Here is a 25109-nt window from a genome sequence, read left to right on the forward strand (position 1 = left end):
AAGAGTTACTCGTGCGCGGCGTCAAGCAGAACGCCAGTCAGCGAGCTCCACCGCGGCCGGAACGCATAGACGCAGGCCAGCCGCACAAGTGCTGAGCGCTCATAGGTGCGCACCCGCCGTGGACCGAGTCCGCTCGCCGAGGTGACGCGGGAGATCTCCTGGACCACCGCCTCGGCGTCGTCTGGCGTCCAGATCCCCTGCTGAGTGCGCCACCGTGCGTGGGCGCGCAGATTGCCGAGGTCGAGTTCGCGTTCACCCAGGCAGGCGGTGTCGACGTCGAGCAATCCTGGTCCCGCAACCGGGTCCCACATGATCTGCTTGTCGTGGAGGTCCCGATGGATCGGCCCCCAATTCCTTTCGCCCGCGTTCTCTTCGCCCGCCGAGGCGGCCCTGGAATCGAGGAGGTCAGCGCGCACGTCCTCAATCAGGGAGTCGATCTCGGGAAGCTGTGATCCGAGGAACTCGTAGGCGCGATCTCGCCACTCCTCGAGCACCTGCACCTCCGATGCTGCCGAATGAACAGGCATCGAGCTCACAGCCTCTCCGGCGGCGAGCGCCCACGCGTCGAGGGCATCCGTCCAGGCACGCGACCACTCAGCACCAAGACGCTGCGGATCGTGAAGTTCAACGCCCGGCAGTGCGCTGAGCACCACTGCTGAGTCATCCGCAGACACCACATTCGGCAGTGCGAAGCCGTTCCGGAAGGATTCGGCCCGGTCCTGGCCGGCGATGATGTCTGCCGCCCGTGCCGACCGCACACATTTGGCGAAGCCTCCGTCGGCCAGTCGGATCACTGCTCTCTTGCCTGGCCGGTGCGAGATCAGCTGGTTTCCGGCAGAGGCGAGGAGCCGTTCGAGTCCCGGGAGCTTCGGATCTCTGCCCGCGTCGAGCATGTCCACATGCCCGGCACAGAGGAATCCGGCTCTGATCGCCGAGTTCTTCTTCGCCTCGATGGCGATCCGGTTGCGGCTGGCCGGCCAGGCGCGGCGCACTGCCCATGTCTCACCGTCGACCGTGACGACGTCGGAGATGATGCGTGACGTCATCACGAGACCCGGCGTTCGCTTGCGGTCAGCGCCTGCTGCGCATCGCCGATGGCCCGCAGCGTGGCCTGCTGCCAATCCGGTCGGCACTCCCGCCACGGTTCGAGGGCCGTGACGAGCATGGCCCAAACGGCCCACGCTTCCACGTCGACCTCGGCCCCTCCAGCGCTCCGATAACCGTCGAGGAAACCGGCTTCGAGGGTTTCGGCCGCCACATCGGTACGTCGCCGACAGGCGGCCACCCACCTGCCCAGATCCATTCCGACGTGCCCGACGCCGGCCCGATCGAGGTCGATGATGCGACATTCCGAATGTCCGATGAGCACCTGGTCGGGGCTGAGGTCACCGTGAATCGCGCGTGCACCCAGGCCGGCTTCGGCGCCGACCACCGTTCCGCCCTCGTTCCCGACACGATGGTGAAGTCGCCGGACGAGGTCTTCCGTCGCGCCGCCGACCTCAGGCAGCAGCTGCGACAACACGTCTGCGGCCGCAGCTGCTTGATCGATCGGCGATGTCGAGAAGCCAGGGACACCCTCGGCGGGGGTGTGCCGGTGGAGTTCTGCGATGATCACTCCTGCTTCCTCTGCCGCTGCCAGATCCGGGTGGGTCTCGAGGTCACCGGTCCCCCACCACGGGGAGCGCACAGCCGTGCCCCTGCTGCCGACGGACTCGACGGGAAGAGTCGGCAGACCCCACCTGGCCCACTGTGCGGTGGTCCTGACCAGGTGCTGCTGGGAATGGGTGCCGATGCGGATGAACTCGGGGTCGCCCGAGGTCTGCCCAGTGTGTTTGAGCAGCACGCGCCGGCCCGGGTTGTAGCGGATCACTTCGAGGGCGTCTGCGCCGGACAGGCTCTGCGTCGCTCGGGCGATCTCCTTGCCCAGCTTCGAATCGGCCAACACCGATCCGCTGAGCAGCACGCTGCCCGTGGCACCGGCGGATCTCGGCTCGCTGCATTCGTGAACGACCACCGGCTCACCTGCGCGGGCGGCCCTCCTGCGGATATTGGCGAGTTTGTCCGCGCTGGTCACAACCGCGCTCCACCCCCAGCTCTGGAGTCCGCCGAGGCTGCCCTCACCCTTGCGCCGCCAGGAGACGATGGCGCTGCGGCCGCGTTTGACCCGAATCCGGGTCGGGACGACGGCAGATCCCACACGCTGAGACAGTGCTTCGGCTGACCTGAGCTCGGTGACATACGGCAGGCCTGCGAATTCTGCGGTTGCCTCATCCATGTCCTGGAGATTCGTCATCCCGCCACCTCCTTGAAAGTGTTCCCCATCTGGGAATCCTCGGCCTGTGTGCGCATCCAGCGAGCGATTCTGGTGTTCGGGTCACTGGCCAAATCGCTCAGCGATCCGTCTTCGACGATCTGGCCGTCCTCGAGCCACAGCACTCGGTCGAGGTCGCGGATCATCGCCAGGTCGTGAGTGATGACGATGCTCGTCCGGCCTTCGGTCAGCTTCGACACCGAGCCCGCGACCTGCCCACGGGTCTGCGGGTCGAGACCGGAAGTCGCCTCGTCGAAGACCACGACAGGTGCGTCACGGACCAATGCCCTGGCGATGGCCAGACGTTGTCGCTGTCCACCGGAGAGCGTGTCACCTCGGTTGCCCAACACGGTGTCATACCCCTCGGGCAGTCCTAAGATGAACTCCTCGGCCTGGGCCGCACGAGCCGCGTCTTCCACCTCGGCGTCGGTGGCGTCCAGACGGCCGTAGCGGATGTTCTCCCGCACGGTCGCGGCGAACAGAACCGATTCCTGCAGAAGCACCGACACGTTCGAGCGCAGGGAGGACCTTGTGACGTTGTGCGTGTCGTAGCCGTCGATGAATATCGATCCCGATTCCGGCTGTGAGAGCCGCAGCAGGTAACTCATCAACGTGGACTTCCCGGCTCCGGAGGCGCCGAGGATCCCCACCTTCTGCCCCGCGGGGATCAGCAGATTGAAGTCATTGAACAGCGGGTTCCCATGGCCGTCCGCCGAGGTGATGCGGTCGAATACAACATCACCGACGACGGGCCCCATGGTCAGGGCGCCGGGAACATCAGCGATCTCGATCGGTTCGTCGAGGAGATCGGCGATCCGTTCCCCGGACGCGGTGGCTCGGGCGATGCGGCCGGTGTATTTGGCCATATCGCGCAGCGGCTTCATCGCGATCTTGAGGTACATGAGGAACAGCACCAGGTCCCCGGGGGACATGGCCCCGCGCAGCACCTGGTAGCTGCCGAAGATGAGCACCAGCGCCTGGGAGACACCGACGAGCACGTCGGTTGATCGTTCCAGCCCCGCGGCCAGACGGCGGGCACGCACACCGGCCTTGAGTGCGCGTTCGTTTCCATTGGAGAATTCGCGTGCCACGGTGCCCTCGAGACCATAGGCCTGGACGACGCGGATGGCGCCCAGCGCTTCGGCGGCGGAGCCCACGAGCCTGCCTTCTCCCTTGCGGGTCGAGCGAGAGGCTGTCGTGATCTTCGGGGTCGCGAACTTCGACAGCACCCCGTAGATCGCTGCGGTGATGAGCACGATGGCGCTGAGCACCGGGTCGAGGATGACCATGACGACGAGGAGGACCGCCAGGGTGATGACGTTGCCCACCAGCGGAAGACCGGCTGTCACTGCCACTTCCTGGAGGCGTCCGATATCGCCGACGAGGCGCTGGGAGGTGTCTCCGATCGAGGCCCGCGAGTGGTACCTCAGCGACAGAGCCTGCACATGTTCGAAGACCCGCGAGCGCAGCTGGGTCGCGACTCGGGCGCCGACGAGCGCGAAGCAGATGGTCGAGGCATAGTTCGCCACGGCTCTGCCTGCCACGATGACCGCCAGACCGATCGCAGCCGCGGCCAAGGTCATCCCGACGTTCGATCCGACGCCGATGGTCGGCCCGATCTCTGCGCCCAGGGCAGAGGTCACGGCATCGATGGCGATCTTGAGCGGCCATGGTTCGAGGATGCGGAAGATGACGTCGCAGAACAGTGCGGCCAGCCCGCCGAAGATGAGCCACTTATGCTGGCCCAGGTGCGGGGTGAGGATCCGCAGGGTTCGCTTCAGCGCCCCGGGCGAGATCGTGGACCGGGACTTCTTCGCTTTCGAGGTCTGACTCATACCGGCTCCAACACGAACGGCGCCAGTATCTCCTGGCACCGACTGGTCCACGAATGATGGGCAAGTGCTTCGGCACGGGCGGCAGCACCCATTCGCTGCCTCGCCTCGGCGTCGTCGATGAGGTTCTGCAGGGCACCTGCCAGCGCACTGGAGTCGCCGGCAGGCACAAGCGCCGCCGCACCGGTGCCGTCGAGGACCTCGGGAATCGAACCGATCGCCGAGGCGACGATGGGCAGTCCCGCTGCCAGGTACTCGTAGATCTTCAGCGGCGAGAAGTAGTTCTCCCCTGCCGGGTACGGGGCCACAGCAATATCGAAGGTGCGCAGTCGGTCAGGGATCTCTGCGGGGGCGAGCGCCCCGTGGAAGGTCACGCGGTCACCGAGGCGAAGAGCCTGCGCCTGCTTCTGCAGAGCCTCCGTCTCCGGTCCGTGCCCGAGGATATCGAGATGGAAGTTCCCGCGCAGATCGGCACAGGCCTCGATGAGCCGGTCGGTGCCGTGCCAGGGTTTGAGGGTTCCCACGAAGCCGATCCGCACAGGTTGATCGCGACTCGGAACAGGTCGTTCGTGACGTGGGTCCTCGCCGTGAGCTGTTTCCTCGCCGAGGCTGCCCCTCCCTGCAGACGACTGTGCCGGTGTGATCCGCTGCGTGTTCACACCGTTGGGGACCACCGCGACATCGCGCAGCCCCGGGTAGTCCCGCTCCACCCAGGCGGCAACAGCGGAACTGACACAGACGATCCGCTCGGCTTCGACGAAGCTGTGGGCTGTGGTCCGAGCGGCATGCGCATCGTGGACGAGACCGCGATGCTGCTTCTGCTCAGCGAGCAGCGGTGCGTTGACCTCGAGGACCAGAGGCACGCCGAGGCGGCCGCTGATCTGCGCTCCGGCGGTGGAGAACAGCGAATACCGTTCGTAGACGAGGTCGAAGGCCTGGCCGGCTCCCGCATCCGGAGCAGACGCGGTGTGGACGACCATATCAGCGAGCATGTCGGAGAGGCGCATGAGCGCCATCTCCCGTTGGCTTCGATCAAGGCCGCCGGGCACCTTGAGGCGGGTGACGTTGAGATCGGCGAGGTCGCTCGGGACGTCGTCATCGGTGCGGGTGCAGAAGACGCTGACATCATGGCCGAGGCTTCTGAAGGTGCGGATGACTTCCTGCACGTGGACGCTTGCGCCCTTGGTGCCGAATACTCCGATGCCCGGGTCGAGCAGAATGTAGGCGATTCTCATGACACATGCTCCAGTTCTCGGTCGGCGTTCGGCGTGGCTTCGCCGGAGAGCGGCGCTGGGTGACCAGTGTTCGATGCGACGTGACCGAGCACGTCTGCCGCCGGAGTCTCGGTCGCGATTGCGCCTGTCACCAGGTCGGCAAGTTCTCGGGCCTGGGCGCGCGAGTCGTGCTCTCGGCACACGAGGCGGCGAGCAGCATCGGTGATCTCTCGTACGGAAGCAGGATTCTCCCGCAGCCGATGGGCCACCTCGGCGATGGTGGATGCGATCTGATCGGGGGCATCCCCCTCGACCAGCCACCCGGTCTCATCGTCGATGATGACCTCGGGCACGGCCGTGACTGTGCCGGCGATGCACGGGATTCCGGTGGCCATGCCTTCGAGCAGGACGGTCGGCAGGCCATCGGCATTGCCGTCTGCGCCGATGACGAACGGGGCGACGAGGACGTCGTGGCTGACGAACATCTCGCGGACTTCGGACTGGGTCAGCGCTCCGTGCATGTCGACGAGCTCGGTGAGGTGGCTCGTGACGATGAGTTCGCGCAGCTCGTCCTCAAGCGGACCCGTGCCGACAAGGTCGAGGTGACAGGGCAGGCCGCTGTCGCGCAGCCGGGCGAGCGCGGCGAGCAGGTGTGCGAATCCCTTCTTCTCAACGAGGCGCCCGACGGCCAGAAGCGAGGGGATCGCCTGCGCCGCACCGCTCGGTCGCTCAGCGATGTCGGGACGATAGGGGAAGCGGTCGAGTTCGAGACCGTTGCGCACAACGACGATCCGCTCGCTGAGCTCAGGGCCGAGGGTGCGACGCAGATAGCTGTGGTTGTAGTCGCTGATGGCGATGACGTGGTCGGCGTCGGCGACCTTCCGGCTCAGATCGTCGAGTTCGACGCTCTCATGGAAGATGTCCTTCGCATGCGTGGTGAACGAATAGGCGATCCCCGTCAGCGCCGAGGCGGCCCGAGCCACCGTCGTCGCCACCGAAGCGAAGTGGGCGTGGAGGTGGGTGACCTCGTGTTCGAGCGCCAAGCGGGCCACGGCAGCGGCCTGGACGGCATCGTCGTGGCTCAGCTCTGTGATGTCGCCGAGGTGGGTCTTGAGACCAGCGGCGATCCTCGGTTCTTGCATGCTCTCCTGCCAGGTCTGCCAGAAGCTGCGGGCGCTCGAAGGCCGTTCGACGTGGATGACCGGGGCCTTGACCCTGGCCAGCTCTGGGTGGAAGCGGGTATCGGTGCTCGGCCGCAGGGAGAAGATGATGAGCTCCTCCCCGGCAGCCTCTCTGGCGAGGATCTCGGAGACGATGAAGGTCTCGGAGAAGCGCGGGTACATCTTCAGGACGTAGGCGCGTTTGGTGCTCAGGTGCGCAGATGTCGGTGCGTGTGTGGGTGCGTGTTCAGCCTGCATAGCTGGCCTCCTCGATTGAAGCGACGGCGCCGAGGGCCGAGGGACTGTGGTCAGGGATGATGGCGGTGACGTGCGGGCCGATGAGTTCGGCAGCGAGGTGCGCGACCGAGGCCAGCCCTGCCAGGTCGATGTGCGAGCGGTCGATGGAGTGATCGACCTGCCGGTTGAACCAGTCGCTGAGCGCCGTTGCGCTCATGCGATCAATGGACAGTGTGTCGATCGCGCCGACGGCGGCAAGCGCAGATGCCCGCCGAGGCTGCTCGGCACGATGCCCGTTCCGGGGGACGACGAGGGCCGGAGTCGTCGTCGCGATCACCTCGCTGATGGTGTTGTATCCACCCATGCACACGAGTGCGGATGCCCGGTCGATGAGGCCTGGAACGTCGTCGCTGTGGCGGATGACGATGGTCGACTCCGACGCGGATCGTTTGAGAGCTTCGAACTCGGCGAAGTCCATCTGGGGACCCGTCACGACCAGGTGGGTGTGGCCTGCCGGTGGACGTGCACGTACCGCGATCGATGCGAGGTCGGCCCCGTCGGAGCCTCCCCCCAGGCAGGTGAGGACGAACCGTCCGCGCATTGTCGTCGCACGATCCACGGAATGTTCCACGGGGCGTTCCATGGCCAGGTATCCGGTGCACTCCGAGATGCGCGCAAGCTCCTCAGGCACTTCACCGGTCGCCCTTGGGTCGTAGACGTCCGGGTCACCGTAGATCCAGACCTCGTCGAAGGCATCAGCGACGACGCCGGCTCCGCCGACCCGATCCCATTCGCGTTCGATCACCGCGGGTGTGTCGAGGACCTCGCGCAGGCCGAGGACCGTGCGGCACCCGCGTGCCCTGACATGGTCGAGCGCTTCGTTCAGTTCGCCGTCGATGCCGAAGGGGTGACGATCGACGATGAAGAGTTCAGGGTCCTGCTGGTCGAGGATCGCGGTGATCGCGGCGGCCCGCAGGGCGCTGAGCCCTTCCATCGATGAGGCCAATGCCCGGGGCTCGTAGCCTCCAGCAGACGGGGTCACACCGGGCAGAATCACCCAGTCCCATCCAGCGGGGAGATCGAAGCGTGTGGCCTCGGGGTTGCCTGCGATGAGCAGCCCGCTCACTCTGCGTCCGGTCAGTGTGGGAAGGTCCTTGGCCAGGGCGAAGGCCAAGGCACGGTTCCGGCGGATGTGTCCCAGACCCAGGGAGTCGTGGGAGAACAATGCGATTCTCAGAGTGGAATTCATACTCTTCATCCTGGTCTGCCTGATTAAGGTGGAGTTAAGACGCAGATGAGAAGACTCTTAGGCTCGCATTCAGTCCACGCGGTAGCCGAACCCGCGCACGGTGGTGACGAAGTCGCTGCCCAGCTTCTTGCGCAGATAGCCGACGTAGACGTCGACGACATTGGAACCGGGATCGAAGTCGAAGCCCCACACATGTGAGAGCAGCTGTTCCCGCGAGAGCACATTGCCGCGGTTCTGCAGCAGGATCTCTGCCAATGACAGCTCACGGGCAGAAAGGTCGACGATCTTCCCAGCCACCCGCACCTGTCGCCTGAGAAGGTCGATGTGCACATCTGCGCGAACGAGTTCTGTCTTCGGAGCTTCGATGATCGTCTCCTTGAGCCGCAGTCTGATGCGGGCCAGCAGCTCGCCGAAGCGGAAGGGTTTGATCATGTAGTCGGCAGCGCCGGACTCCAACGCGAAGATCGTGTCGTCTGCATTGTCACGTGCGGTGAGCACGAGGACCGGAAGGTCGGGGCGCTGTGTGCGCAGCTGGCCGAGAACGCTGAATCCGTCGAGGCCAGGCAAGCCGATGTCGAGGACGAGCAGGTCGAAGTCTCCTGTCAGCGCCAGGTCTCGACCCGAGATCCCATCTGCAGCGATCTCTGTGCTGAAGCCTGCGGCTTTGAGCCCCTTGGCGATGAAGGCGGAGATCCGCTCCTCATCTTCGACAACGAGAATTCTGTTCACTGCGGTCCTTTCGGCAGGATCATTCGGAACTGGGCGCCCCTGGACACGTGATCGAGGACGACGGTCCCTCCATGCGCCTCGGCGATGGCCATGATGATGGACAGTCCGAGGCCGAACCCGTGTCCCTCGGTCGACCCTCGGCTGAATCGTTCGAAGATGTCGGCTGCGATCTCATCCGGGACACCGCTTCCTTCGTCGCGAACCCAGAGATGGACGCTGTCACTGTCGACGCCGGCGCCGAAGGTGATCGACTGATCGGCCTCGGTGTGCTCGAAGGCGTTTGCGGCCAACTGCAGCAGAGCCTGCGTCAGCCGCTGTCGATCAGCGGTGAGGACGACGGCCGGTGGAGTCTCGACCTTCCAATCACGCTGTCCCAGCCCTTTGGCCTTCGCCAGGGTCTCATTGAGCAGCGAAGGGATGTCGACCTGGCCCGGTCGAACGAAGTCGGGGCGACGAGAACGCGCCAGAATGAGCAGCTCCTCGACGAGGCGGGCCATCCTGTCGGTTTCATCGAGCAGCATCGTCCGAGTCTCATCGACATCATCGACGTCGCTGGAGTCCATGGTCTCAAGATGGCCGCTGAGGATGGTCAGGGGTGTGCGGAGCTCATGACCGACGTCGTCGAGGAAGCGCTTCTGCGTCTCGAAAGAGGCTTCGAGGCGGTCGAGCATATCGTTGAATGTTCGTCCGAGCTCGGCGATGTCGTCATTGCCTCGTGTGGCGAGCCGGCTGCTGAGATCGCCGCCGGAGATCGACTGCGCGGTCTGTCGCAACTCGGTGACCGGAGCCAGAAGCCGCCTGGCCAGCACCGAAGAGATCCCCGAGATGAGCAGCGCAGCGGCCAGCGCGACGACGACGTAGATCTGCATGACCTGCGAGAGATCGGCGTGGCTGGCGGTGACGTTGTGCACGACGACGAACGACCCCAGGCCGTTGTCCGCATCTGACGTGGAACCGCCGGCACTGTCGCCGCCGGCCGTGTCTCCGCCGGCTGTGGCTCCACCGGGCGTGCCTCCACCTGGCGTGCCCTGTCCGGGTCCGGAGGTGATCGGCAGTACGTAGCCGTCGTATTCGTCGCCGTCGATGGTCAGGTTGATCTCGCCGCCGTCAGCGGACATTCCGGCCACGGCCTTCTCGAACTCCGCGGAACCGTTCACCGCGGAATTCGGCTCTCCTTGGTACAGGACACGACCATCGGTGAGGAAGGCGAACAGGGTCTCATCTTCGTCTGGCCGATTCTGGGCGAGGAACTGGCTGAGGATCTGGTCGACAGAGGTGAAGCGCTCCCCTGTCTCGGGGTCGACGCCGTTCTGGGCGAAGGAGCGCATCTCTGCGATCTCCTGCGCCATGGCGGCCGTATTCCGACCCTCGACGTTGTTCGCTTCGACGGTGTAGAGGACGAGTCCGACGACAGTGAGAGCGAGGACGGAGAGAATGGCGACCGTGATCGTCAGTCGATTCTGAACGGTCATCCGGATGCGACGTTCAGTCGTCATCATCGTCGCCGTCGTCGCCGTCATCGTCGTCGCCATCATCGTCGCCGTCGTCATCGTCGGAATCGGCGGGCACTTCGCGCGGCGGGTTGGGCACCGGCTCATAGGAATGTTCGAGTTCGTCGGGCACAGTTGACTCGCCGGAGGAATCGGAGGACTTGGTCGACTCGGTGGGCCTATCGGCAGATCCTTCGGCGTTCGAGGGTGCCGAGGTCTCGGGGGTGACTTCGACCGGGGTGAGATCTGGCGGCTCCGGCTGAGCGGAGCTCCTGACGATGATGACCGTGAGAACTGCGAGCACGATCACCAGAGCGGCTACCACCGAGCCCAGAATCTTCGATCTTCCTTCCACGCTCTCAACACTGCCCAAGGCCGGAGGGTTTGTCGAGCGATCAGCGATGAGAGTCTTCTTAGACAGATCAGCCGTGCACTGCCAGGGATCACCTGAGTCGCTGTGATACCGTGAGCGCCGACCGCACAGCCCCATGCAGGAGCATTTGATGAGTGAGAACCGTCTGCCCGATGACGAGGCCCGGTTCGAGGAATCCGAAAGCGCTGATTCCTCCGACGCGAGCCCCTGGGCCGCGCTCAAACCATGGCAGGGCAAGGCCTCGCGCCTGGACAAAGTGCTGCTCTTCCTCATCATCGGCGTCCCCCTCGTCTACCTGGGACTCATGCCGCTGCGCCCTTGGATGCTGGTCAATGCACCGGTCCTGCAGGAATTCATCAACGGCGCGAAGACCGCGGTCGTCGCGGCCGGAGCCTACGCCCGCATCGGCGAGATTCCACTGTGGCTCGTCGTCGTTGCGGGATTCATCGGAATGGCGAAACTCGACTGGGCATTCTGGCTGGCCGGCCGACGCTGGGGCGACGGAATCCTGCGGCTCTTCGCCCAGAACGAGCGACAGCTCAAGCGAATCGAATCCCTCAAGCGGATCCCCAACTGGGCCCTGTTCCTCATGACCATCGTCTCCCGGTGCCCGGGAGTACCGGGAACCCTCGTCTACCTCGTCGCCGGTTGGACGCGGATGCGACTGTCACTGTTCCTCATCGCCGACCTCCTGGGGTGCCTGCTCTTCACCATCATCTGGACGACCTTGGGCTATCAGCTCGGTGAGGCCGCCGTCGATGTGCTCAAGGTCGTCGACAAGTACGCGCTGTGGCTGACCTTGGCGATCATCGTCGGCATCTTCGTCATCACCTATATCCGGGAATACCGCAAGCAGAAGAACGCGCAGTGAGCCGCCGTTTCACGCCTCGGTGATCGCGGGCTCAGCGGAGGTCGAACTCAGGCGCCGAAGGACAGGAAGGTCTCGCGCATCCGCCTCGGATCGGCCTTGCATCCGCTGAAGAGTTCGAAGGCGTCGATCGCCTGGTTGACGGCCATACCTGAACCGTCGAGAGTCCGGCAGCCCTTGTCCATGGCCTCCCGGAGCAGTTGGGTCTCGAGTGGGAAGTACACGACATCGGCGACCCAGGTCTGCGGATCCAGCAGCCCGGTGTCGAAGGGCGTTCCAGGAAAGGCCGCCATGCCGACCGGGGTGGCGTTGACGATCCCGTCCGCCGAGGTGATGGACGGTTCCAGCTCTTGTGTTGAGATCGCGCGGACGTGGTCGCCGATCTCGGCGGCCAGATCCTGAGCTCGCTGTGCACTGATGTCGGCGATGACGAGGTCCTTGACCCCCAGCTCTGACAGCGCGAAGGCGACGGCGCGTCCTGCTCCGCCCGCGCCGATCTGCACGACGCGATTTCTTGCGGCACCGTCGAGTCCTGCTTCGAATCCTCGTGCGAATCCGGTGACGTCGGTGTTGTGACCGGTCGTCCGTCCAGCTTCGTCGATGACGACCGTATTGACCGAGCCGATCCGGCGAGCGCCGGGGGCAACCTCGTCGAGGTGGTCGATGACCTGCTGTTTGAAGGGGTGGGTGATGTTGAGTCCGTCGAAGCCGAGGTTCACCGCCGATGTCAGCAGCTCAGTCAGCGGCACAGAGGCCAGTCGCTCCTCGGCGATGTCGATCGTGCGGTAGATCGTGGTCAGGTCGTGCGCAGCGCCTTCGTTCTCGTGCATGCGCGGGGTGCGGGAGGCGGAGATGCCTTCGCCGATGAGTCCCAGGAGCAGTGACCGGGTCATTGTCTCACTTTCGTGTGGTGCGTGTGGTGTTCGTGTCTGACGTGCTCGCCGCTGTTCAGCGGGCCGCGGTGCCGAGCTTGTCGGCCAGGATCTCCATCGCGTGCACATACCCCTTGGCGCCGGCACCGGCGATCACCGCGGCTGCCACGGGTGAGAGGTAGGAGTGGTGACGGAATGATTCGCGGGCATGCGGATTGCTCAGGTGCACTTCGATGATCGGATGATCATAGGATTTGAGTGCATCGTGGAGTGCCAGAGACGTGTGTGTATAGGCGCCGGCGTTGATGATGGCACCCACAGTGGTCTCTCGGGCCTCGTGCACGGCATCGATGAGCTCGCCCTCGTGGTTGCTCTGGATGCAGCGGACGCCCAGGCCAACCTCGGCGGCGCTTGCGGTGCACATGTCCTCGATGTCGGCCAATGTGGTGTGGCCGTAGATCTCGGGTTCGCGCACGCCGAGGAGGTTGAGGTTGGGTCCGTTGAGGATGAGGACGGTCTGCATGGTCACCTGGGCAATCTGGCGGCGATTGCGGCCGCCGTCTCGGTCAGTTGGGGGACGAATTCGATGAGCTCGTCTAAGGTTCGGCGGAACACCGGTGCGGCCAATGCAAGGGCCGCCAGCAGGCGACCGTCGAGGTCGAAGACTGGTACGGCCAGGGCGTTCATGCCGATGTCGTTCTCCTCGGACTGCCCCGCCCAGCCGGCGACGCGGATCTGATCGAGCTTGGATCGCAGCTGTGCAGGATCGGTGATGGAGTTCGGAGTCCGCGGCTCCAGTTCGAGCTCACCGATCGTGTCATCGCTGTTCGGGTCGTGGGCGAGGAGCGCCTGCCCCAACGCCGAGGTGTGCAGCGGCGAATCGTCACCGGGATCCGTCGTGGTCCGGAACTGCGGGCCGTCGACGGTGATCACCGTGAGCGCGGCATTGCCGCGGCGAACGGAGAGGATGCTCGACTCCCCCGTGGACGCCGTCAGCGCCTGCAGCAGGTCTTTGGACGACCCGGCGAAGCCGCGACGATGCGCAACCTTCTGCCCGAGACGGAAGACCTCCAATCCCAGGGTGTAGGCCTTGGTTGAGGGCTCGTAGTCCGCGTATCCGGTCTCGACGAGCCCTCCGAGCAGCCTGTAGGCGGTGCTGAAGGGATGGCCGGTGAGCTCTGCGGCTCTGGCGGCACTGATGCCCTCTGCATGGTCACCGAGGAGTTCGAGCATGTCGAAGGCCTTGGTCACGGAGTTGGATCCCTTTGCCGGCATTCTTCGCCTCCTTGGCTCGACTGAGTGGCTCGATTGAGTGAACTGGACGTCGCTCATTGACGTGAACTGAACGTTGACAGACTATGTCATCTCGATCACACTGTAAACCATACTGTAACAACAACTTCCATATTATGGCAATAGAGAGATGCGAGGAAGCATGATCAACGCGACCGATGACGCTCGTCCCGCCAAGACCCCACTGAGGGCGGCACTGTCGAGTTGGACGGGCTCGGCTCTCGAGTACTACGATTTCGCGGTCTACGGAACCGCCGCAGCTCTGGTCCTCAACGTTCTGTTCTTCCCAGACACGACTGCTCCGGGTATGGCCATCCTTCTGGCGATGGGCACCGTCGGCGTCGCATATGTGGTTCGCCCACTGGGTGCCCTCGTCATGGGGCCCCTGGGAGACCGGTTCGGACGGAAGTTCGTCCTCATGCTCACCTTGTTCCTCATGGGGTTCTCGACCTTCGTCGTCGGCTGCCTGCCCACCTTCGACCAGATCGGATATCTCGCGCCGGCGCTGCTGGTGCTGTGCCGAGTGGTGCAGGGGCTCTCCGCTGCCGGCGAGCAGGCGAGCGCGATCAGCGTCTCCCTCGAGCACTCGGAGGAGACCAAGCGCGCCTGGACGACGAGCTGGACGCTGCACGGCACCCAGGCTGGCACCCTGCTGGCCACTGCGGTCTTCATCCCCTTCACCGCCTTCCTCCCCGAGGAGGCGCTGTTCAGCTGGGGCTGGCGCATACCCTTCTGGCTCTCGGCACTCGTGGTGCTCACCGCCTGGCTGATTCGCCGCGGCCTGGACGAGCCGCCTGCCTTCAAGGAAGCCCGCAATGAGCATCCTCCCCTGATGGCGGTCTTCCGTTGGCACAAGGCCGCAGTCCTGCGGGTGGCGGCCTGCGCCATGGTCAACACCGTGAACATGGTCTTCACTGTCTGGTCGCTGTCATTCGCCACCTCGATCGTCGGCCTCGAACGGTCGACCATGCTGCTGGTCTCGGTCATTGCCAACGGGGTGGCCCTACTCGCAATCCCAGCCGCCGCGATCCTCTCTGACCGCATCGGCCGCAAACCCGTCTTCATCATCGGAGCCCTGGGCGCCGGGCTGATGATGTTCCCCTACCTGGCTGCGGTCTCCAGCGGAAACTGGACCCTCATCTTCATCTGCGGCGCGATCATGTCCGGCTGCGCCTACTCGATGTCCAACTCGATCTGGCCCTCGTTCTACGCGGAGATGTTCCCCACCACCGTTCGCGTCACCGGACTGGCCCTGGGCACGCAGATCGGCTTCGCCGTCTCCGGCGGACTCGCACCGGTGCTGGCCTCGGCCGTCGCCGGCGCCTCCGGAGAGAATTGGATCTCCGTCGCCGGGTTCACCGCCGGTGTCTGCGTCTTCACGGCACTGGCCGCGATGACGGCAAAGGAGACCAAGAGCCTGAGCCTCGAAGAGATCGACACAGTCCACGCGGCACGCTCACACTGAGAAACGTATCGCTGATGAAGAACTGCCGGTGATGAGAAGCAAGGAAGGACGTCCATGCGAACGTCGATAGCAACAGTCTGCCTGTCAGGAACTCTGGAAGAGAAGCTTCGGGCCGCAGCACGGGCCGGCTTCGACGGAGTCGAGATCTTCGAACAGGACCTCGTCGTCTCCCCCGACTCCCCCGAGGCCATCGCGACGTTGGCTGCCGATCTTGGCATCAGCCTCGATCTGTACCAGCCCTTCCGGGATCTCGAGGGTGTCGACGAGGCGCAGTTTCAGAAGAACCTGAGGCGGGCGGAGACGAAATTCCAGCTCATGGCCCGGCTCGGGATCGACACCATCCTGCTGTGCTCGAACGTCGGGACTGCCACCATCTCCGATGACGGCGTGGTCGTGGAACAGCTGCGTCGCCTCGGCGACCTGGCCGACCGCCATCGCGTGAATATCGCCTACGAAGCTTTGGCCTGGGGACGGTTCGTCTCCGAATACGACCATGCCTGGGACCTGGTGAAGGCCGCCGACCACCCTCGGATCGGGACCTGCCTCGACAGCTTCCACATCCTCTCGCGCAACACGGACCTGAGTCGCATTGCGGAGATTCCCGGAGACAAGATCTTCTTCCTCCAACTGGCCGACGCTCCCGCACTGACCATGGACGTCCTCAGCTGGTCCCGCCACCATCGTGTCTTCCCCGGTGAGGGCGCCTGGGATCTCAGCGACTTCCTGACCAGGATCGCCGCCACAGGCTACACCGGGCCAGTATCACTTGAGGTCTTCAACGACTCATTCCGGCAGGGCGATACCAACCGGACCGCAGTCGACGGCCTACGCTCGCTGCGCTGGCTCGAAGCCAGCATTGCCGATGCATCTGCGGACTCTGCGGCTCCGGGCTCGGGGCTTGATCTTCAGCCTCTGCCAGAGGTGGAGGAACCGCGCGGCATCAACTATGTCGAGCTGAGCACCGACGACCTCGGCGCCCTGACTCGCCAGATGCACCAACTCGGGTTCCAGTTCATCGGCTATCACCGCAGCAAACCCCACGTGCAGCTGTGGCTGCGGGGGAAGGCCCGCATCATCGTCAGCGAGGTGACGGAGGAAGCGGGCACCTCCTCGGCGCCGGTGAACCCTACGTTCCTGCGCGGAATCGGATTCGAAGTCGCCGACTCGAAGTCGGCCATGGAACGCGCCGCGCTGCTGCACGCGAAGGAGGTGCCACGCGATCAGGCGCACAACGACGAGGTGCTGCGCGGAGTCTTCGCCCCCGACGGCTCCGAGGTCTTCTTCCACCAATTCAACGAGACGACACCGGCGTGGATCAGGGAGTTCGGCCATGATCACGACGAGCAGATCTCGCACATCGAACATGTGAACCTGGCCCAACCGTCGAACCACTACGACGAGGCAGTTCTGTTCTACACCTCGCTGCTGGCACTGCACGCTCAGTCCTCACAGGACGTGCCGAGCCCATCAGGGCTGGTCAGGTCGCAGGTCATGTCGAGCACCGACGGATCAGTTCGGATGCCGCTCAACGTCTCTCCGCAGCCGAATGCCGAAGCCGTCGCGGGCCGTGGAATCGGCTCAGTGGCCGAGCCCTACCCGGAGCACGTGGCCGTGGCCTGCGAGGACGTCTTCCATGCCGCCGCCACCGCGCTGTCACGCGGATTGGACTTCCTTCCTGTACCTCAGAACTACTACGAGGACCTCGATTCCCGCTTCGATCTCGACCCGGAGTTCCTGCAGCGCCTGCAGGCCCATCATGTCCTCTACGATCGCGACGAGCACGGCGAGTTCCTGCACTTCTACACCTCGACGATCGGCTCGGTCTTCTTCGAGATGATCGAGCGCCGAGGCGACTACCTCGGATTCGGCGCACCCGACGCTCCCGTTCGGCTGGCTGCACAGCATCGGAAGAACGTGCAGCTGTCCGCGTAGTTGGGGTGGCGAGCCGACCGCCCAACGGGGCCTTCTGGCAGGTTCCAGGTTCTTCTGGCAGGGTGAGACCATGAGCAATGAACAGATTTTCGACGGGCCGTTGGCTCGTGCGGCCCGTGCCCTGGTTCGAGTCTCTGCCAGTGACATGGCATCCAAAGCCGATGTGAAGAAATCCGAACTCAAGGACTTCGAGAAGGGACGCGACGACCTCACCGAACAGCAGGAGCACCGCGTGCTCGAGGCCCTCGAAGAATTCGGCGCCCGGTTCGTCCGCGATGACTCCCAGGGCGGCTATGGAGTGCGCCTGAAGTTCAACCGCGCCAAGGTTCGCGCCATCGAGCGCTGGGAAGACGAGGGCGGAACACCCGCCGACGACGATGTCTGAGACTAACTGTGCGGACAGAAGCTGCCCCGACCGTGCGTTGTGCACGATCGGGGCAGCTTCTGTCTTGCGCGGGGGTCAGCTGATGATCCAGCTGGAGGTTCACCTCGCCTTGCTGGACTCTCAGCCTTCGGCGATGAGCTCCAGATTGTCGACGACACGGTTCGAGAAGCCCCACTCGTTGTCGTACCAGGCGGTGACTTTGACCATCGTGCCTTCAACACGGGTCAGGGCGGAGTCGAAGATCGAGGATGCGGCCTGCCCGACGATGTCGCTGGAGACGATCGGTTCGGTCTCGTACTCGAGGATTCCCTTGAGTTCCCCGTCGGCAGCCGTGCGGTAAGCCTCGAGCACCTCGTCGCGGGTGACCTCACGGGACACGATGGCGTTGATCTCGACGATCGAGCCGACCGGCACGGGCACGCGCAAGGCGTCGCCGCTGAGCTTGCCGTCGAGCTGCGGGAGCACGAGGCCGATGGCCTTGGCAGCTCCGGTCGACGTCGGGATGATGTTCTCCGCGGCGGCCCGGGCACGACGGGGATCCTTGTGCGGTCCGTCCTGGACCATCTGGTCGCCGGTATAGGCGTGGACCGTGGTCATGAAGCCCTGTTCGATGCCTGCCAGGTCATCGAGAACCTTCGCCAAGGGCGCCAAGGCGTTCGTCGTGCATGAAGCGTTGGAGATGATGGTGTGTTCGGGCCTGTAGGCCTCGGTGTTCACGCCATGGGCCAGCGTGACATCCGCACCCTTGGACGGGGCGCTGACGAGGACCTTCTTCGCGCCGGCTGTGATGTGCGCCCGTGCTTTGTCTGCCTTAGTGAAGCGTCCGGTGGATTCCAGGACCACGTCGACGTTCATCTCAGACCAGGGCAGGTTCTCGGGGTTCTTCTCGGCGAGGACCTTGATCGGCTTTCCATCGATGATGATCTCATCGCCGGAGACCTCGACGGGAAATCCGAAGCGGCCCAGCGTGGTGTCGAACTTGAGCAACCTGGCCAGGTCTTCGACGGGGCCGAGATCATTGATGGCGACGACCTCCAGGCCACTGCCGCGTTCAATCAGAGCGCGCAGTGTGCTGCGTCCGATACGACCGAAACCGTTGATGGCGATGCGAGTCAATGTCACTCCTTGGGAGGGGTTCTGCTGGTGGGTACATCTCTATGGTCTCGTGTTCGCACAGACAGCAACAGTGGCCAGAGAGACATTCTACGCAAGGTTCCAGCCAGACGTATTGCCAGATACCGAAAGTATCTGGCCAGCATCGATTCGACCCACTCAGTCGTCGATCAGCAACGCCCGCCAAGGGTCGATTCACCGGAACGCCACTCGCCGTCAGCACGGATGGCGGCGGTGATTCGTCGACTGCTGTCGCGCAGCTGGCGAGCCTGAGTGCGGGTCAGCGAATCGAAGACGAGCTTGCGCACAAGAGCAACATGCCCGGGCGCCGCCGCACGCACAGCCTCCTGTCCATCGTCGGTCAGCGTCGCGATCGTGATGCGACCGTCGCTCGGATCCGGAGCCCTGCGCACCCACAGCTTCCGCTCCAGCCGCGCGACCGCGCGCGACAAGCGGGACAGGGTGCTGTTGGCGTAGCCGGCAAGCTCACTCATCCGAAGCGATTGCCCCTCAGCCCCCGAGAGGGCGAAGAGGATCCCGAATTCGAAATGACTGATCCCCGAATCACCCTGCATCTGCGCATCGAGCGCCGCAGGAAGCCACTCAAGAAGCGTCGCCACTGCCGACCATGCTTCAAGCTCATCGGGGTCGAATTTATCAGCGGACTGGTCATCGATCATGAGCGACAGTCTAGCATTTCACTTGCCTGGGAAAGTTAAACCATCTAGGATTCACTTACTCAGGAAAGTAATTGCTGCCGTCGACAGCGGCACGAAAGGACACATGCTCCATGGACACAGAGATCTCAGGCAAAAGGGCGTTCATCAGCGGCTCCACCCAGGGCATCGGATTCGCAGTCGCCGCGAGCCTGGCAGCAGAGGGCACCACCGTAGTGATCAACGGTCGCGATGAGCCCCGCGTGTCCGAAGCCCTTGAGCGTCTTCGCTCCTTGGTGCCCGGCTGCGATGTCTCGGGGATAGCCGCTGATTTGGCTGACTCAAGCCAAGTCAGTGCACTCCTCGAGGCACTCGAACCCGTGGATGTGCTGGTCAACAATGTGGGTCACTTCGAGGTGTCTGCGTTTGAGGAGATCTCGGACGCGGAGTGGTCGCGGCTGTTCGAGATCAATGTGATGAGTGGGGTCCGCCTCTCGCGTCACCTTCTCACGCCGATGCTGAAGCAGGGATGGGGCCGAATCGTCTTCGTCGGCACCGAGTCCGCCGTGGATGTGCCCGGCGACATGATCCACTACGGGGCGACCAAGGCCGCTGCACTCGCGCTGAGCAATGGTCTCGCGAAACTCACCCGGGGCACCGGTGTCACGGTCAACACCGTTCTGGGCGGTCCGACCTATTCCACCGGCGTAGCAGACACGGTCGAGCAGATCGCTTCCGCACAGTCGCTCTCTCCCGAGGTGCTGAAGTCCACACTCGTGCGTGAGTCCTCACTCATCCAACGCTTCATCGAACCCGAGGAGATAGCGAATCTGGTGACCTATCTGGCCAGCGCGAAGTCGTCGGCAACGAATGGCGCCGCGCTTCGTGCCGATGGTGGCGTCCTCCCCACCGCCGTGTGAGGCAACTACGCGTATGAGCCACCTACGCGCGTGAGACACCTACGCGCGTGAGACATCATCGGCGCACAGGCGAGACCTCCGGCCGAACGTTGCCCAGCATCACCCGGAGAACGTGTGCCGGTATTCATTGGGAGAGGTCGAGAGGATGCGCTGGAAGTGCATGCGCAGATTCGCTCCGGTGCCGAGTCCCACCTGGTCAGCAATCTGCTCGATCCCCAAGTCGCTGTTCTCGAGGAGTTCCCTGGCCAGATCGACGCGGGCTCTGAGCACCCACTGCATCGGCGTGTACCCGGTATCGTCGACGAAGCGCCGCGAGAAGGTGCGTACGGAGACTCCCGCATTTGCCGCGAGGTCAGTGAGCGTCAGTGATTCACCGAGGTGCTGCAGGGCCCATTGCCTGGTGTCGGCGAAGACCTCGCCGAGAGGGTCGGGCACGCTGCGCGGCACATATTGGGCCTGCCCGGCACTGCGGTAGGCGGCCGCAACCAACCGGCGGGCGACCTGGTTGGACAGGCCCACTCCGTGGTCGCGGCGGATGAGGTGGAGACAGAGATCGATCGCCGAGGCTGCTCCCGCCGAGGTCAGCAACGGTCCTTCATCGATGAACAGGACATTCTCGTCGACCTCGATCGAGGGATAACGTCGGGCCAGTTCCTTCGCCGTGGACCAATGAGTCGTGGCACGCCGGCCTGCGAGCAGACCGGTGCGTGCGAGGACGAAGGTCCCGGTCGAGATCGCGGCGATCCGAGCGCCGCGTTCGAACGCGGAGAGCAGAGCGCCCACGACGGCTGCCGATGGCTCATCGTCGACGACCGAGGTGGCGCCGGGTATGACGATGGTGTCTGCCGATTCCAGCGCGTCGAGGCCGACATCGACACAGTAGGAGAGACCGTCGGCACCGGTGACCAATCCGGGACCGGCTCCGCACACTTCAACCGAGTAGGGCCAGGTTCCGCCGGGGAGGATTCCGCTGGGATGGACCGTTGCGGTGGGGCTGACGGCATTGGAGCCGCGGCCGAAGACCTGGACGGGAACTCCGAGGTCAATGGCAGACACCCCGCCCAGAGCCAGCACGAGAATACGGTGCGGCTGCGGACGGGGTGTTCTGCGCAGAGCAGTTCGGGAATCTTCAGTCATGATTGCTCATCAGTCTAGGCAATCGAACGGCCCCGTTCATCAGCGACTCTGAGCAGCCGAGGATCGGGCATGACTCCCACGTTCGATTCAGCTGTGGTCGTGGACTCCTGTGAGCTTGAATCCGAGACGGCCATGGGCGAATGCGCCGCCGGCCCGAATCGCCGAGGCGGTCCATGCTGTCTCTGCCAGCTCGGTCTCCGATGCGCCGGCCTTGACCGCCGCGTTCGAGTGCGCATCGATGCAGTATGTGCACTGGGTGGTCAGTCCGACGGCATAGGCGATGAGCTCGCGGTACTTCAGCGGGATCTCACGCCCGTCCTCAGCGAAGACGGCGTTGTTGAAATCGCCGAAGGCCTTGAGGATGTCCGGGGTGGTCTCCTTGTAGGCCTTGTCGTACTTTCCGTCGCCTTCGCGATCGAAGAAATCAGTCATCGTGCGCTACCTCCTGGGATCGAAATCGTTCCAATTCATCACGCTACAGCCACGAGGCAGTGGGATGCATCCGTTTTCGTCATACACGGGCGGGCAGCGGCGTTTGAATGGGAGTCAGACGATGCCTGGCTGAGGCACGAACGGCTGTGGTGCGATGCTTGCGGCAGCGGCGGGTGCGGCCACGTTCGGAATCAGGGTGCCTGCTGCAGCAGGGCGGGAAGCCGCGGCGCTCGGAGCTGAGGCTTCGGGAGCCGCACTGCCGAGATCGCTCGAGGGTTCGACTGCGGACGCCACCGGCGATACGGCCGCGGATCGGGTCTTCGGGGGAACAGCCTCGGCGATGGCCTCGAACATGGCCAGAGTGCCGTGCTGATGGGCCAGGCTCACCGGTTGAGGGTCACTGGAGAGCTTGACGCCCACGGTCTGGGTGGCGCGGTCGATGTAGAGCATCTGGCCGTGGATGCCGATGCCGATGACCACGTCGCGGCTGGCCGAGGGCACCCAGAACTGGCTGCGGTACATTCCACCCGGGTAGGACTGACCCGACGGGGAGTCGGCGAAGACCTGGGCGGAATCGGCCGCACCGGTGAAGATGTCGTCGATCCACTGGCTTGAGAGGACGCGTTCTCCCTCGGCCGTGGTTCCACCGCGGGCGATCATCTCACCGAACCGAGTCAGGTCGCGCAGGGTGGTGCTGATGGCGCCGTCGGCGATGGAACCGCCCCACCGGTCCTGGCAGACCTGGGCTGCATGGGCCGCACCGATCTTCGACCATACGTATTCGCTGGCGATGACGGAGAAGGGCTGCCCGACGACGGCTTCGCAGATCCAGGCCAGGACGTCGGTCTCGCAGCTGCGGTAGACGTAGGCACCGCCGTGCTCGCGTTCGCTGGTCAGGCCCATGAGGAAGTCCTTGATTCCGTTCGCCGAGGTGGCTGTCCGCGGCGCGAAGTCGACTGCCTCGAACAGGTCCCGAATCTCGGATCCTTCCTTGAGGTATTCCTCGGAGAACTTGATGCCCGATCGCATGTCGAGGAGGTCGCGGATGGTTGCCCCGGCATATCCGCTCTCGGACAGTGCGGGCACGCGGGTGGTGACCAGGTCGTCTGGGGAGAGAAGGCCCGCGTCGGTGAGTGCGCCGACGACCGCGGAAACGATGGACTTGCTGATCGAGAACAGCATGTGCTGGCGCGCAGGCTTCATCGGCCAGGCGTATTCCTCTTCCAGCGCGATGCCGTCGCGGGAGACCATCCAGGCGTCGGTGAATGTGTTGGCCAGAACGTCGCCGACGGTCGACCAACTCTCGTCAGCACCGGACCACTTCTCGCGGTCGATGGGCAGGGGACGGAAATCGTTCTCTTCGGTCACAAGCTCACGGACCGGGCCGATCCCGCGCGGGATGCCCCCGGTCGGAAATATCTCCTCCATGCGCGTCAGAGCGAAGGCGAAGTACTTCGGCCACTTCCAGGAGTCGAGATCGATGCGTTCGAGGATCGCCTCCGAAGGATCGACGATGGCGTCTTCGCTCGCCGATGTGAGTTCGCCGGCGCGCGGCAGCGGCGGCTCGGCTGGGGGCTCTGACGGCGGTTCGGTTGAGGCGGCGCTGTCGCCGGCCCGCTCCGTCTGCGGACTGATGCCTTTGGTATTTCCCGAAAGTGCTCCGAAGCGGCGTACGCCAGATTCGTCGAGAGAACCGGGCAGTGTCTTGTCCCCATCTGCCATCGCTCGCCTCCACCGGTCTCGATCGGCATGGACTGCCGATCTGCATGGAAGAGCCTACCTGGAGGAGAAGAACCATCACAGTTGAGTCCGGGGTTCAGGCCACATTTCGAGCGTCAATGCGTGAAATGACAGGCCTGCTACCAGGTGCGACATCGCAAACGGTTACTTATCAGTTATTCAACTTACAGTCCGACGATTCCACCTATCTCCCACCGAATAGGCTTCCACACCCCTCCCGGTCCATCCCTGAGATTCGGTGCGTCGATACTCCACAACTCGTCACCGGAAGGGTCGATCGCGCGCAGTTTCTCCGCTGACCAGTCGGTGACAAGTGCGTGGCCAGCTTCATCGTTACACCCGCTGAGCGCCAGCAGCATCGCCGCCACTTCGATTACCAAGCGGACATCGGCACCGAGGTGGGAGTCAGAGGAACGCGAACCCGATCAGCCCGGCGGCGATGACGGCGGCCCAAGCTGGCAGCTTCCACTGCACCTGAGCGACGAAGACGGCGACCGCCAGCGCCAGCGTGGCAGGCGAGGTGATGCCCTGAGTGAACACCGGGTCGTAGAGGGCGGCCGCCAGGATGCCCACCACGGCCGCGTTGACTCCCAGCAGTGCCCGCCGCACAGAAGGGGCACGACGCAGGCGCTCCCAGAAGGGCAGGGCAGCGATGACCAGCAGCGCTGCGGGCAGGAAGATCGCCAGCAATGCGATTCCGGCACCGATCAGACCCGTCGGCCCCGTTGTCGCAGAGGCCCCGAGGAACCCTGCGAATGTGAACAGCGGACCCGGCACCGCCTGTGCGGCGCCGTATCCGGCGAGAAACGAATCGTGCCCCACGAGACCGGTCGCAACAGTTTCCGTCTCGAGCAGAGGCAGCACGACGTGACCGCCGCCGAAGACGAGAGCACCGGCGCGGTAGAAGACGTCGACCAAGCGCAGATTTGAGTCTCCGGTCACTGCAGTCAGGATCGGCAGTGCCACCAGCAGCAGCACGAAGGCAGTCAGAGCGAGGGCACCGACTCTGCGGGAGATGCGGACGCCGAAGTCGTGTCGCGCGCCGAAATCCTGTCGCATTTCGTCTCCACCGGACCGCGCTCCCGCATCCGGACTCTGACTGCCGGTGACCGCAGCGGCTTCTCGGCCCAGCCAAACGAGCCCGATGACGGCGCCCAGCACGATTGCGGCCACCTGAACGAAGGGGTTCGGGACCAGCAGGATGATGATCATAGCGGCGCCGGCGATGGTGGCGCGTTTGGCATCTGGGGTGAGGTTCTTTGCCATTCCCAGCACCGCTTGAGCCACTACGGCGACCGCGGCCGCCTTGAGCCCGTACAGCCAGCCCATGTTCGCGTCATCACCCAGTGAGGCGATGCCGAAGGCGAAGGCGACCAGCACAATTGCCGATGGCATGGTGAAGGCGAACCAAGCCGCGAGCAGACCGCCCATTCCTGCCCGCTGCAGTCCGATCGCCATGCCCACCTGACTGGAGGCCGGACCGGGAAGGAACTGGCACAGCGCCACAAGGTCTGCGTAGGTGCCGTCGGAGAGCCATTTTCGGCGCTCAACGAAGGTCTCCCGGAAGAATCCCAGGTGTGCGACTGGCCCGCCGAACGAGGTCACCCCGAGGCGCAGGAATGCCCAGAACACTTCCCCGATCGTGCCGGGATACCTGCGCCCCTGCTGCACGTCTGTCATCGATTCGCCCATTCTCACTAT

At 64.4% G+C, this 25109-nt stretch carries 23 protein-coding genes; 5 read left to right on the top strand and 18 right to left on the bottom strand.

Annotation, left to right across the window (positions count from 1 at the left end; genetic code table 11):
• Positions 1-5 precede the first annotated feature (5 nt).
• The 9 genes from JTF07_RS05395 to JTF07_RS05435 form a co-directional block, all read right to left on the bottom strand.
• Positions 6-1046, bottom strand: coding sequence for a phosphotransferase (locus JTF07_RS05395; protein ID WP_204233222.1), 1041 nt, complete (start codon positions 1044-1046; stop codon positions 6-8).
• Positions 1046-2293: a phosphotransferase family protein gene (locus JTF07_RS05400; RefSeq protein ID WP_204233223.1), complete on the bottom strand. Its 1248-nt coding sequence runs from the start codon at positions 2291-2293 to the stop codon at positions 1046-1048. Before JTF07_RS05400 ends, JTF07_RS05395 begins: the two co-directional genes overlap by 1 nt.
• Positions 2290-4146, bottom strand: a complete 1857-nt coding sequence (locus tag JTF07_RS05405; RefSeq protein WP_204233224.1) for an ABC transporter ATP-binding protein — start codon at positions 4144-4146, stop codon at positions 2290-2292. Before JTF07_RS05405 ends, JTF07_RS05400 begins: the two co-directional genes overlap by 4 nt.
• The gene (locus JTF07_RS05410) at positions 4143-5378 is read right to left on the bottom strand and encodes a glycosyltransferase family 4 protein (RefSeq protein ID WP_204233225.1); all 1236 of its coding nucleotides are present in this window, start codon (positions 5376-5378) and stop codon (positions 4143-4145) included. Before JTF07_RS05410 ends, JTF07_RS05405 begins: the two co-directional genes overlap by 4 nt.
• Positions 5375-6775 carry a glycosyltransferase family 4 protein gene (locus JTF07_RS05415; RefSeq protein WP_204233226.1) on the bottom strand — a complete coding sequence of 467 codons (1401 nt, stop codon included), beginning with the start codon at positions 6773-6775 and terminating at the stop codon, positions 5375-5377. The genes JTF07_RS05410 and JTF07_RS05415 overlap by 4 nt, the downstream gene beginning before the upstream one ends.
• Positions 6765-8003: a glycosyltransferase family protein gene (locus JTF07_RS05420; protein ID WP_204233227.1), complete on the bottom strand. Its 1239-nt coding sequence runs from the start codon at positions 8001-8003 to the stop codon at positions 6765-6767. The genes JTF07_RS05415 and JTF07_RS05420 overlap by 11 nt, the downstream gene beginning before the upstream one ends.
• A 69-nt stretch (positions 8004-8072) precedes the next feature.
• Positions 8073-8732: a response regulator transcription factor gene (locus tag JTF07_RS05425; RefSeq protein ID WP_204233228.1), complete on the bottom strand. Its 660-nt coding sequence runs from the start codon at positions 8730-8732 to the stop codon at positions 8073-8075.
• Complete coding sequence (locus tag JTF07_RS05430) at positions 8729-10282, bottom strand: sensor histidine kinase (protein ID WP_252199308.1); 1554 nt, start codon at positions 10280-10282, stop codon at positions 8729-8731. Before JTF07_RS05430 ends, JTF07_RS05425 begins: the two co-directional genes overlap by 4 nt.
• Positions 10218-10577, bottom strand: a complete 360-nt coding sequence (locus JTF07_RS05435; RefSeq protein ID WP_204233229.1) for a hypothetical protein — start codon at positions 10575-10577, stop codon at positions 10218-10220. The genes JTF07_RS05430 and JTF07_RS05435 overlap by 65 nt, the downstream gene beginning before the upstream one ends.
• A 148-nt stretch (positions 10578-10725) precedes the next feature.
• Between JTF07_RS05435 and JTF07_RS05440 the strand changes: the two genes are divergently transcribed.
• Positions 10726-11466 carry a DedA family protein gene (locus JTF07_RS05440; RefSeq protein WP_204233230.1) on the top strand — a complete coding sequence of 247 codons (741 nt, stop codon included), beginning with the start codon at positions 10726-10728 and terminating at the stop codon, positions 11464-11466.
• A 47-nt stretch (positions 11467-11513) separates the two neighbouring features.
• Here JTF07_RS05440 and JTF07_RS05445 read toward each other — a convergent pair whose 3' ends face one another.
• Genes JTF07_RS05445 through JTF07_RS05455 form a run of 3 tightly spaced genes read right to left on the bottom strand, consistent with a single transcriptional unit; the run spans position 11514 to position 13610 of the window.
• Positions 11514-12356, bottom strand: a complete 843-nt coding sequence (locus tag JTF07_RS05445) for a shikimate dehydrogenase (RefSeq protein WP_204233231.1) — start codon at positions 12354-12356, stop codon at positions 11514-11516.
• 55 nt (positions 12357-12411) lie between these two features.
• The gene (gene aroQ, locus JTF07_RS05450) at positions 12412-12858 is read right to left on the bottom strand and encodes a type II 3-dehydroquinate dehydratase (RefSeq protein WP_204233612.1); all 447 of its coding nucleotides are present in this window, start codon (positions 12856-12858) and stop codon (positions 12412-12414) included.
• A 2-nt stretch (positions 12859-12860) separates the two neighbouring features.
• Positions 12861-13610 (bottom strand): IclR family transcriptional regulator, encoded by a 750-nt coding sequence (locus tag JTF07_RS05455; protein WP_204233232.1) that lies wholly within the window; start codon positions 13608-13610, stop codon positions 12861-12863.
• 160 nt (positions 13611-13770) lie between these two features.
• On the opposite strand from JTF07_RS05455, the gene JTF07_RS05460 reads away from it, so the two are divergent.
• From JTF07_RS05460 to JTF07_RS05470, 3 genes are all read left to right on the top strand, one after another.
• Positions 13771-15093, top strand: coding sequence for an MFS transporter (locus JTF07_RS05460; protein ID WP_204233233.1), 1323 nt, complete (start codon positions 13771-13773; stop codon positions 15091-15093).
• A gap of 54 nt (positions 15094-15147) precedes the next feature.
• Positions 15148-17025, top strand: coding sequence for a bifunctional sugar phosphate isomerase/epimerase/4-hydroxyphenylpyruvate dioxygenase family protein (locus JTF07_RS05465; RefSeq protein ID WP_204233234.1), 1878 nt, complete (start codon positions 15148-15150; stop codon positions 17023-17025).
• Positions 17026-17095: 70 nt separating this feature from the next.
• The gene (locus JTF07_RS05470; protein WP_204233235.1) at positions 17096-17410 is read left to right on the top strand and encodes an XRE family transcriptional regulator; all 315 of its coding nucleotides are present in this window, start codon (positions 17096-17098) and stop codon (positions 17408-17410) included.
• Positions 17411-17530: 120 nt separating this feature from the next.
• Here JTF07_RS05470 and gap read toward each other — a convergent pair whose 3' ends face one another.
• Positions 17531-18526 (bottom strand): type I glyceraldehyde-3-phosphate dehydrogenase, encoded by a 996-nt coding sequence (gene gap, locus JTF07_RS05475; protein WP_204233236.1) that lies wholly within the window; start codon positions 18524-18526, stop codon positions 17531-17533.
• Between the two features lie 167 nt (positions 18527-18693).
• Positions 18694-19203, bottom strand: coding sequence for a MarR family winged helix-turn-helix transcriptional regulator (locus JTF07_RS05480; RefSeq protein WP_204233237.1), 510 nt, complete (start codon positions 19201-19203; stop codon positions 18694-18696).
• A gap of 110 nt (positions 19204-19313) precedes the next feature.
• On the opposite strand from JTF07_RS05480, the gene JTF07_RS05485 reads away from it, so the two are divergent.
• Positions 19314-20099 (top strand): SDR family NAD(P)-dependent oxidoreductase, encoded by a 786-nt coding sequence (locus JTF07_RS05485; protein ID WP_204233238.1) that lies wholly within the window; start codon positions 19314-19316, stop codon positions 20097-20099.
• Between the two features lie 99 nt (positions 20100-20198).
• Here JTF07_RS05485 and JTF07_RS05490 read toward each other — a convergent pair whose 3' ends face one another.
• From JTF07_RS05490 to chrA, 4 genes are all read right to left on the bottom strand, one after another.
• Entirely contained in the window at positions 20199-21236 is a 1038-nt protein-coding gene (locus tag JTF07_RS05490) for a GlxA family transcriptional regulator (protein ID WP_204233239.1), read from the bottom strand.
• Positions 21237-21323: 87 nt separating this feature from the next.
• Positions 21324-21668: a carboxymuconolactone decarboxylase family protein gene (locus JTF07_RS05495; RefSeq protein ID WP_204233240.1), complete on the bottom strand. Its 345-nt coding sequence runs from the start codon at positions 21666-21668 to the stop codon at positions 21324-21326.
• A gap of 114 nt (positions 21669-21782) precedes the next feature.
• Positions 21783-23390, bottom strand: coding sequence for a serine hydrolase domain-containing protein (locus tag JTF07_RS05500; RefSeq protein ID WP_204233241.1), 1608 nt, complete (start codon positions 23388-23390; stop codon positions 21783-21785).
• A gap of 423 nt (positions 23391-23813) precedes the next feature.
• On the bottom strand, positions 23814-25100 hold the full coding sequence (gene chrA, locus JTF07_RS05505; protein ID WP_204233242.1) for a chromate efflux transporter: 1287 nt from the start codon (positions 25098-25100) through the stop codon (positions 23814-23816).
• Positions 25101-25109: the final 9 nt, after the last annotated feature.

This window comes from Brevibacterium sp. RIT 803, from assembly GCF_016892625.1.
Lineage (GTDB): Bacteria > Actinomycetota > Actinomycetes > Actinomycetales > Brevibacteriaceae > Brevibacterium.

Excerpts from the sequence above, each read along its gene's own strand:
- JTF07_RS05395 (WP_204233222.1), bottom strand. The coding sequence starts at position 1,046 with ATGACGTCACGCATCATCTCCGACGTCGTCACGGTCGACGGTGAGACA.
- JTF07_RS05400 (WP_204233223.1), bottom strand. The coding sequence starts at position 2,293 with ATGACGAATCTCCAGGACATGGATGAGGCAACCGCAGAATTCGCAGGC.
- JTF07_RS05405 (WP_204233224.1), bottom strand. The coding sequence starts at position 4,146 with ATGAGTCAGACCTCGAAAGCGAAGAAGTCCCGGTCCACGATCTCGCCC.
- JTF07_RS05410 (WP_204233225.1), bottom strand. The coding sequence starts at position 5,378 with ATGAGAATCGCCTACATTCTGCTCGACCCGGGCATCGGAGTATTCGGC.
- JTF07_RS05415 (WP_204233226.1), bottom strand. The coding sequence starts at position 6,775 with ATGCAGGCTGAACACGCACCCACACACGCACCGACATCTGCGCACCTG.
- JTF07_RS05420 (WP_204233227.1), bottom strand. The coding sequence starts at position 8,003 with ATGAATTCCACTCTGAGAATCGCATTGTTCTCCCACGACTCCCTGGGT.
- JTF07_RS05430 (WP_252199308.1), bottom strand. The coding sequence starts at position 10,282 with ATGACGACGGCGACGATGATGGCGACGACGATGACGGCGACGACGGCG.
- JTF07_RS05440 (WP_204233230.1), top strand. The coding sequence starts at position 10,726 with ATGAGTGAGAACCGTCTGCCCGATGACGAGGCCCGGTTCGAGGAATCC.
- JTF07_RS05445 (WP_204233231.1), bottom strand. The coding sequence starts at position 12,356 with ATGACCCGGTCACTGCTCCTGGGACTCATCGGCGAAGGCATCTCCGCC.
- aroQ (WP_204233612.1), bottom strand. The coding sequence starts at position 12,858 with ATGCAGACCGTCCTCATCCTCAACGGACCCAACCTCAACCTCCTCGGC.
- JTF07_RS05455 (WP_204233232.1), bottom strand. The coding sequence starts at position 13,610 with ATGCCGGCAAAGGGATCCAACTCCGTGACCAAGGCCTTCGACATGCTC.
- JTF07_RS05460 (WP_204233233.1), top strand. The coding sequence starts at position 13,771 with ATGATCAACGCGACCGATGACGCTCGTCCCGCCAAGACCCCACTGAGG.
- JTF07_RS05465 (WP_204233234.1), top strand. The coding sequence starts at position 15,148 with ATGCGAACGTCGATAGCAACAGTCTGCCTGTCAGGAACTCTGGAAGAG.
- JTF07_RS05470 (WP_204233235.1), top strand. The coding sequence starts at position 17,096 with ATGAGCAATGAACAGATTTTCGACGGGCCGTTGGCTCGTGCGGCCCGT.
- JTF07_RS05480 (WP_204233237.1), bottom strand. The coding sequence starts at position 19,203 with ATGATCGATGACCAGTCCGCTGATAAATTCGACCCCGATGAGCTTGAA.
- JTF07_RS05485 (WP_204233238.1), top strand. The coding sequence starts at position 19,314 with ATGGACACAGAGATCTCAGGCAAAAGGGCGTTCATCAGCGGCTCCACC.
- JTF07_RS05490 (WP_204233239.1), bottom strand. The coding sequence starts at position 21,236 with ATGACTGAAGATTCCCGAACTGCTCTGCGCAGAACACCCCGTCCGCAG.
- JTF07_RS05495 (WP_204233240.1), bottom strand. The coding sequence starts at position 21,668 with ATGACTGATTTCTTCGATCGCGAAGGCGACGGAAAGTACGACAAGGCC.
- JTF07_RS05500 (WP_204233241.1), bottom strand. The coding sequence starts at position 23,390 with ATGGCAGATGGGGACAAGACACTGCCCGGTTCTCTCGACGAATCTGGC.
- chrA (WP_204233242.1), bottom strand. The coding sequence starts at position 25,100 with ATGGGCGAATCGATGACAGACGTGCAGCAGGGGCGCAGGTATCCCGGC.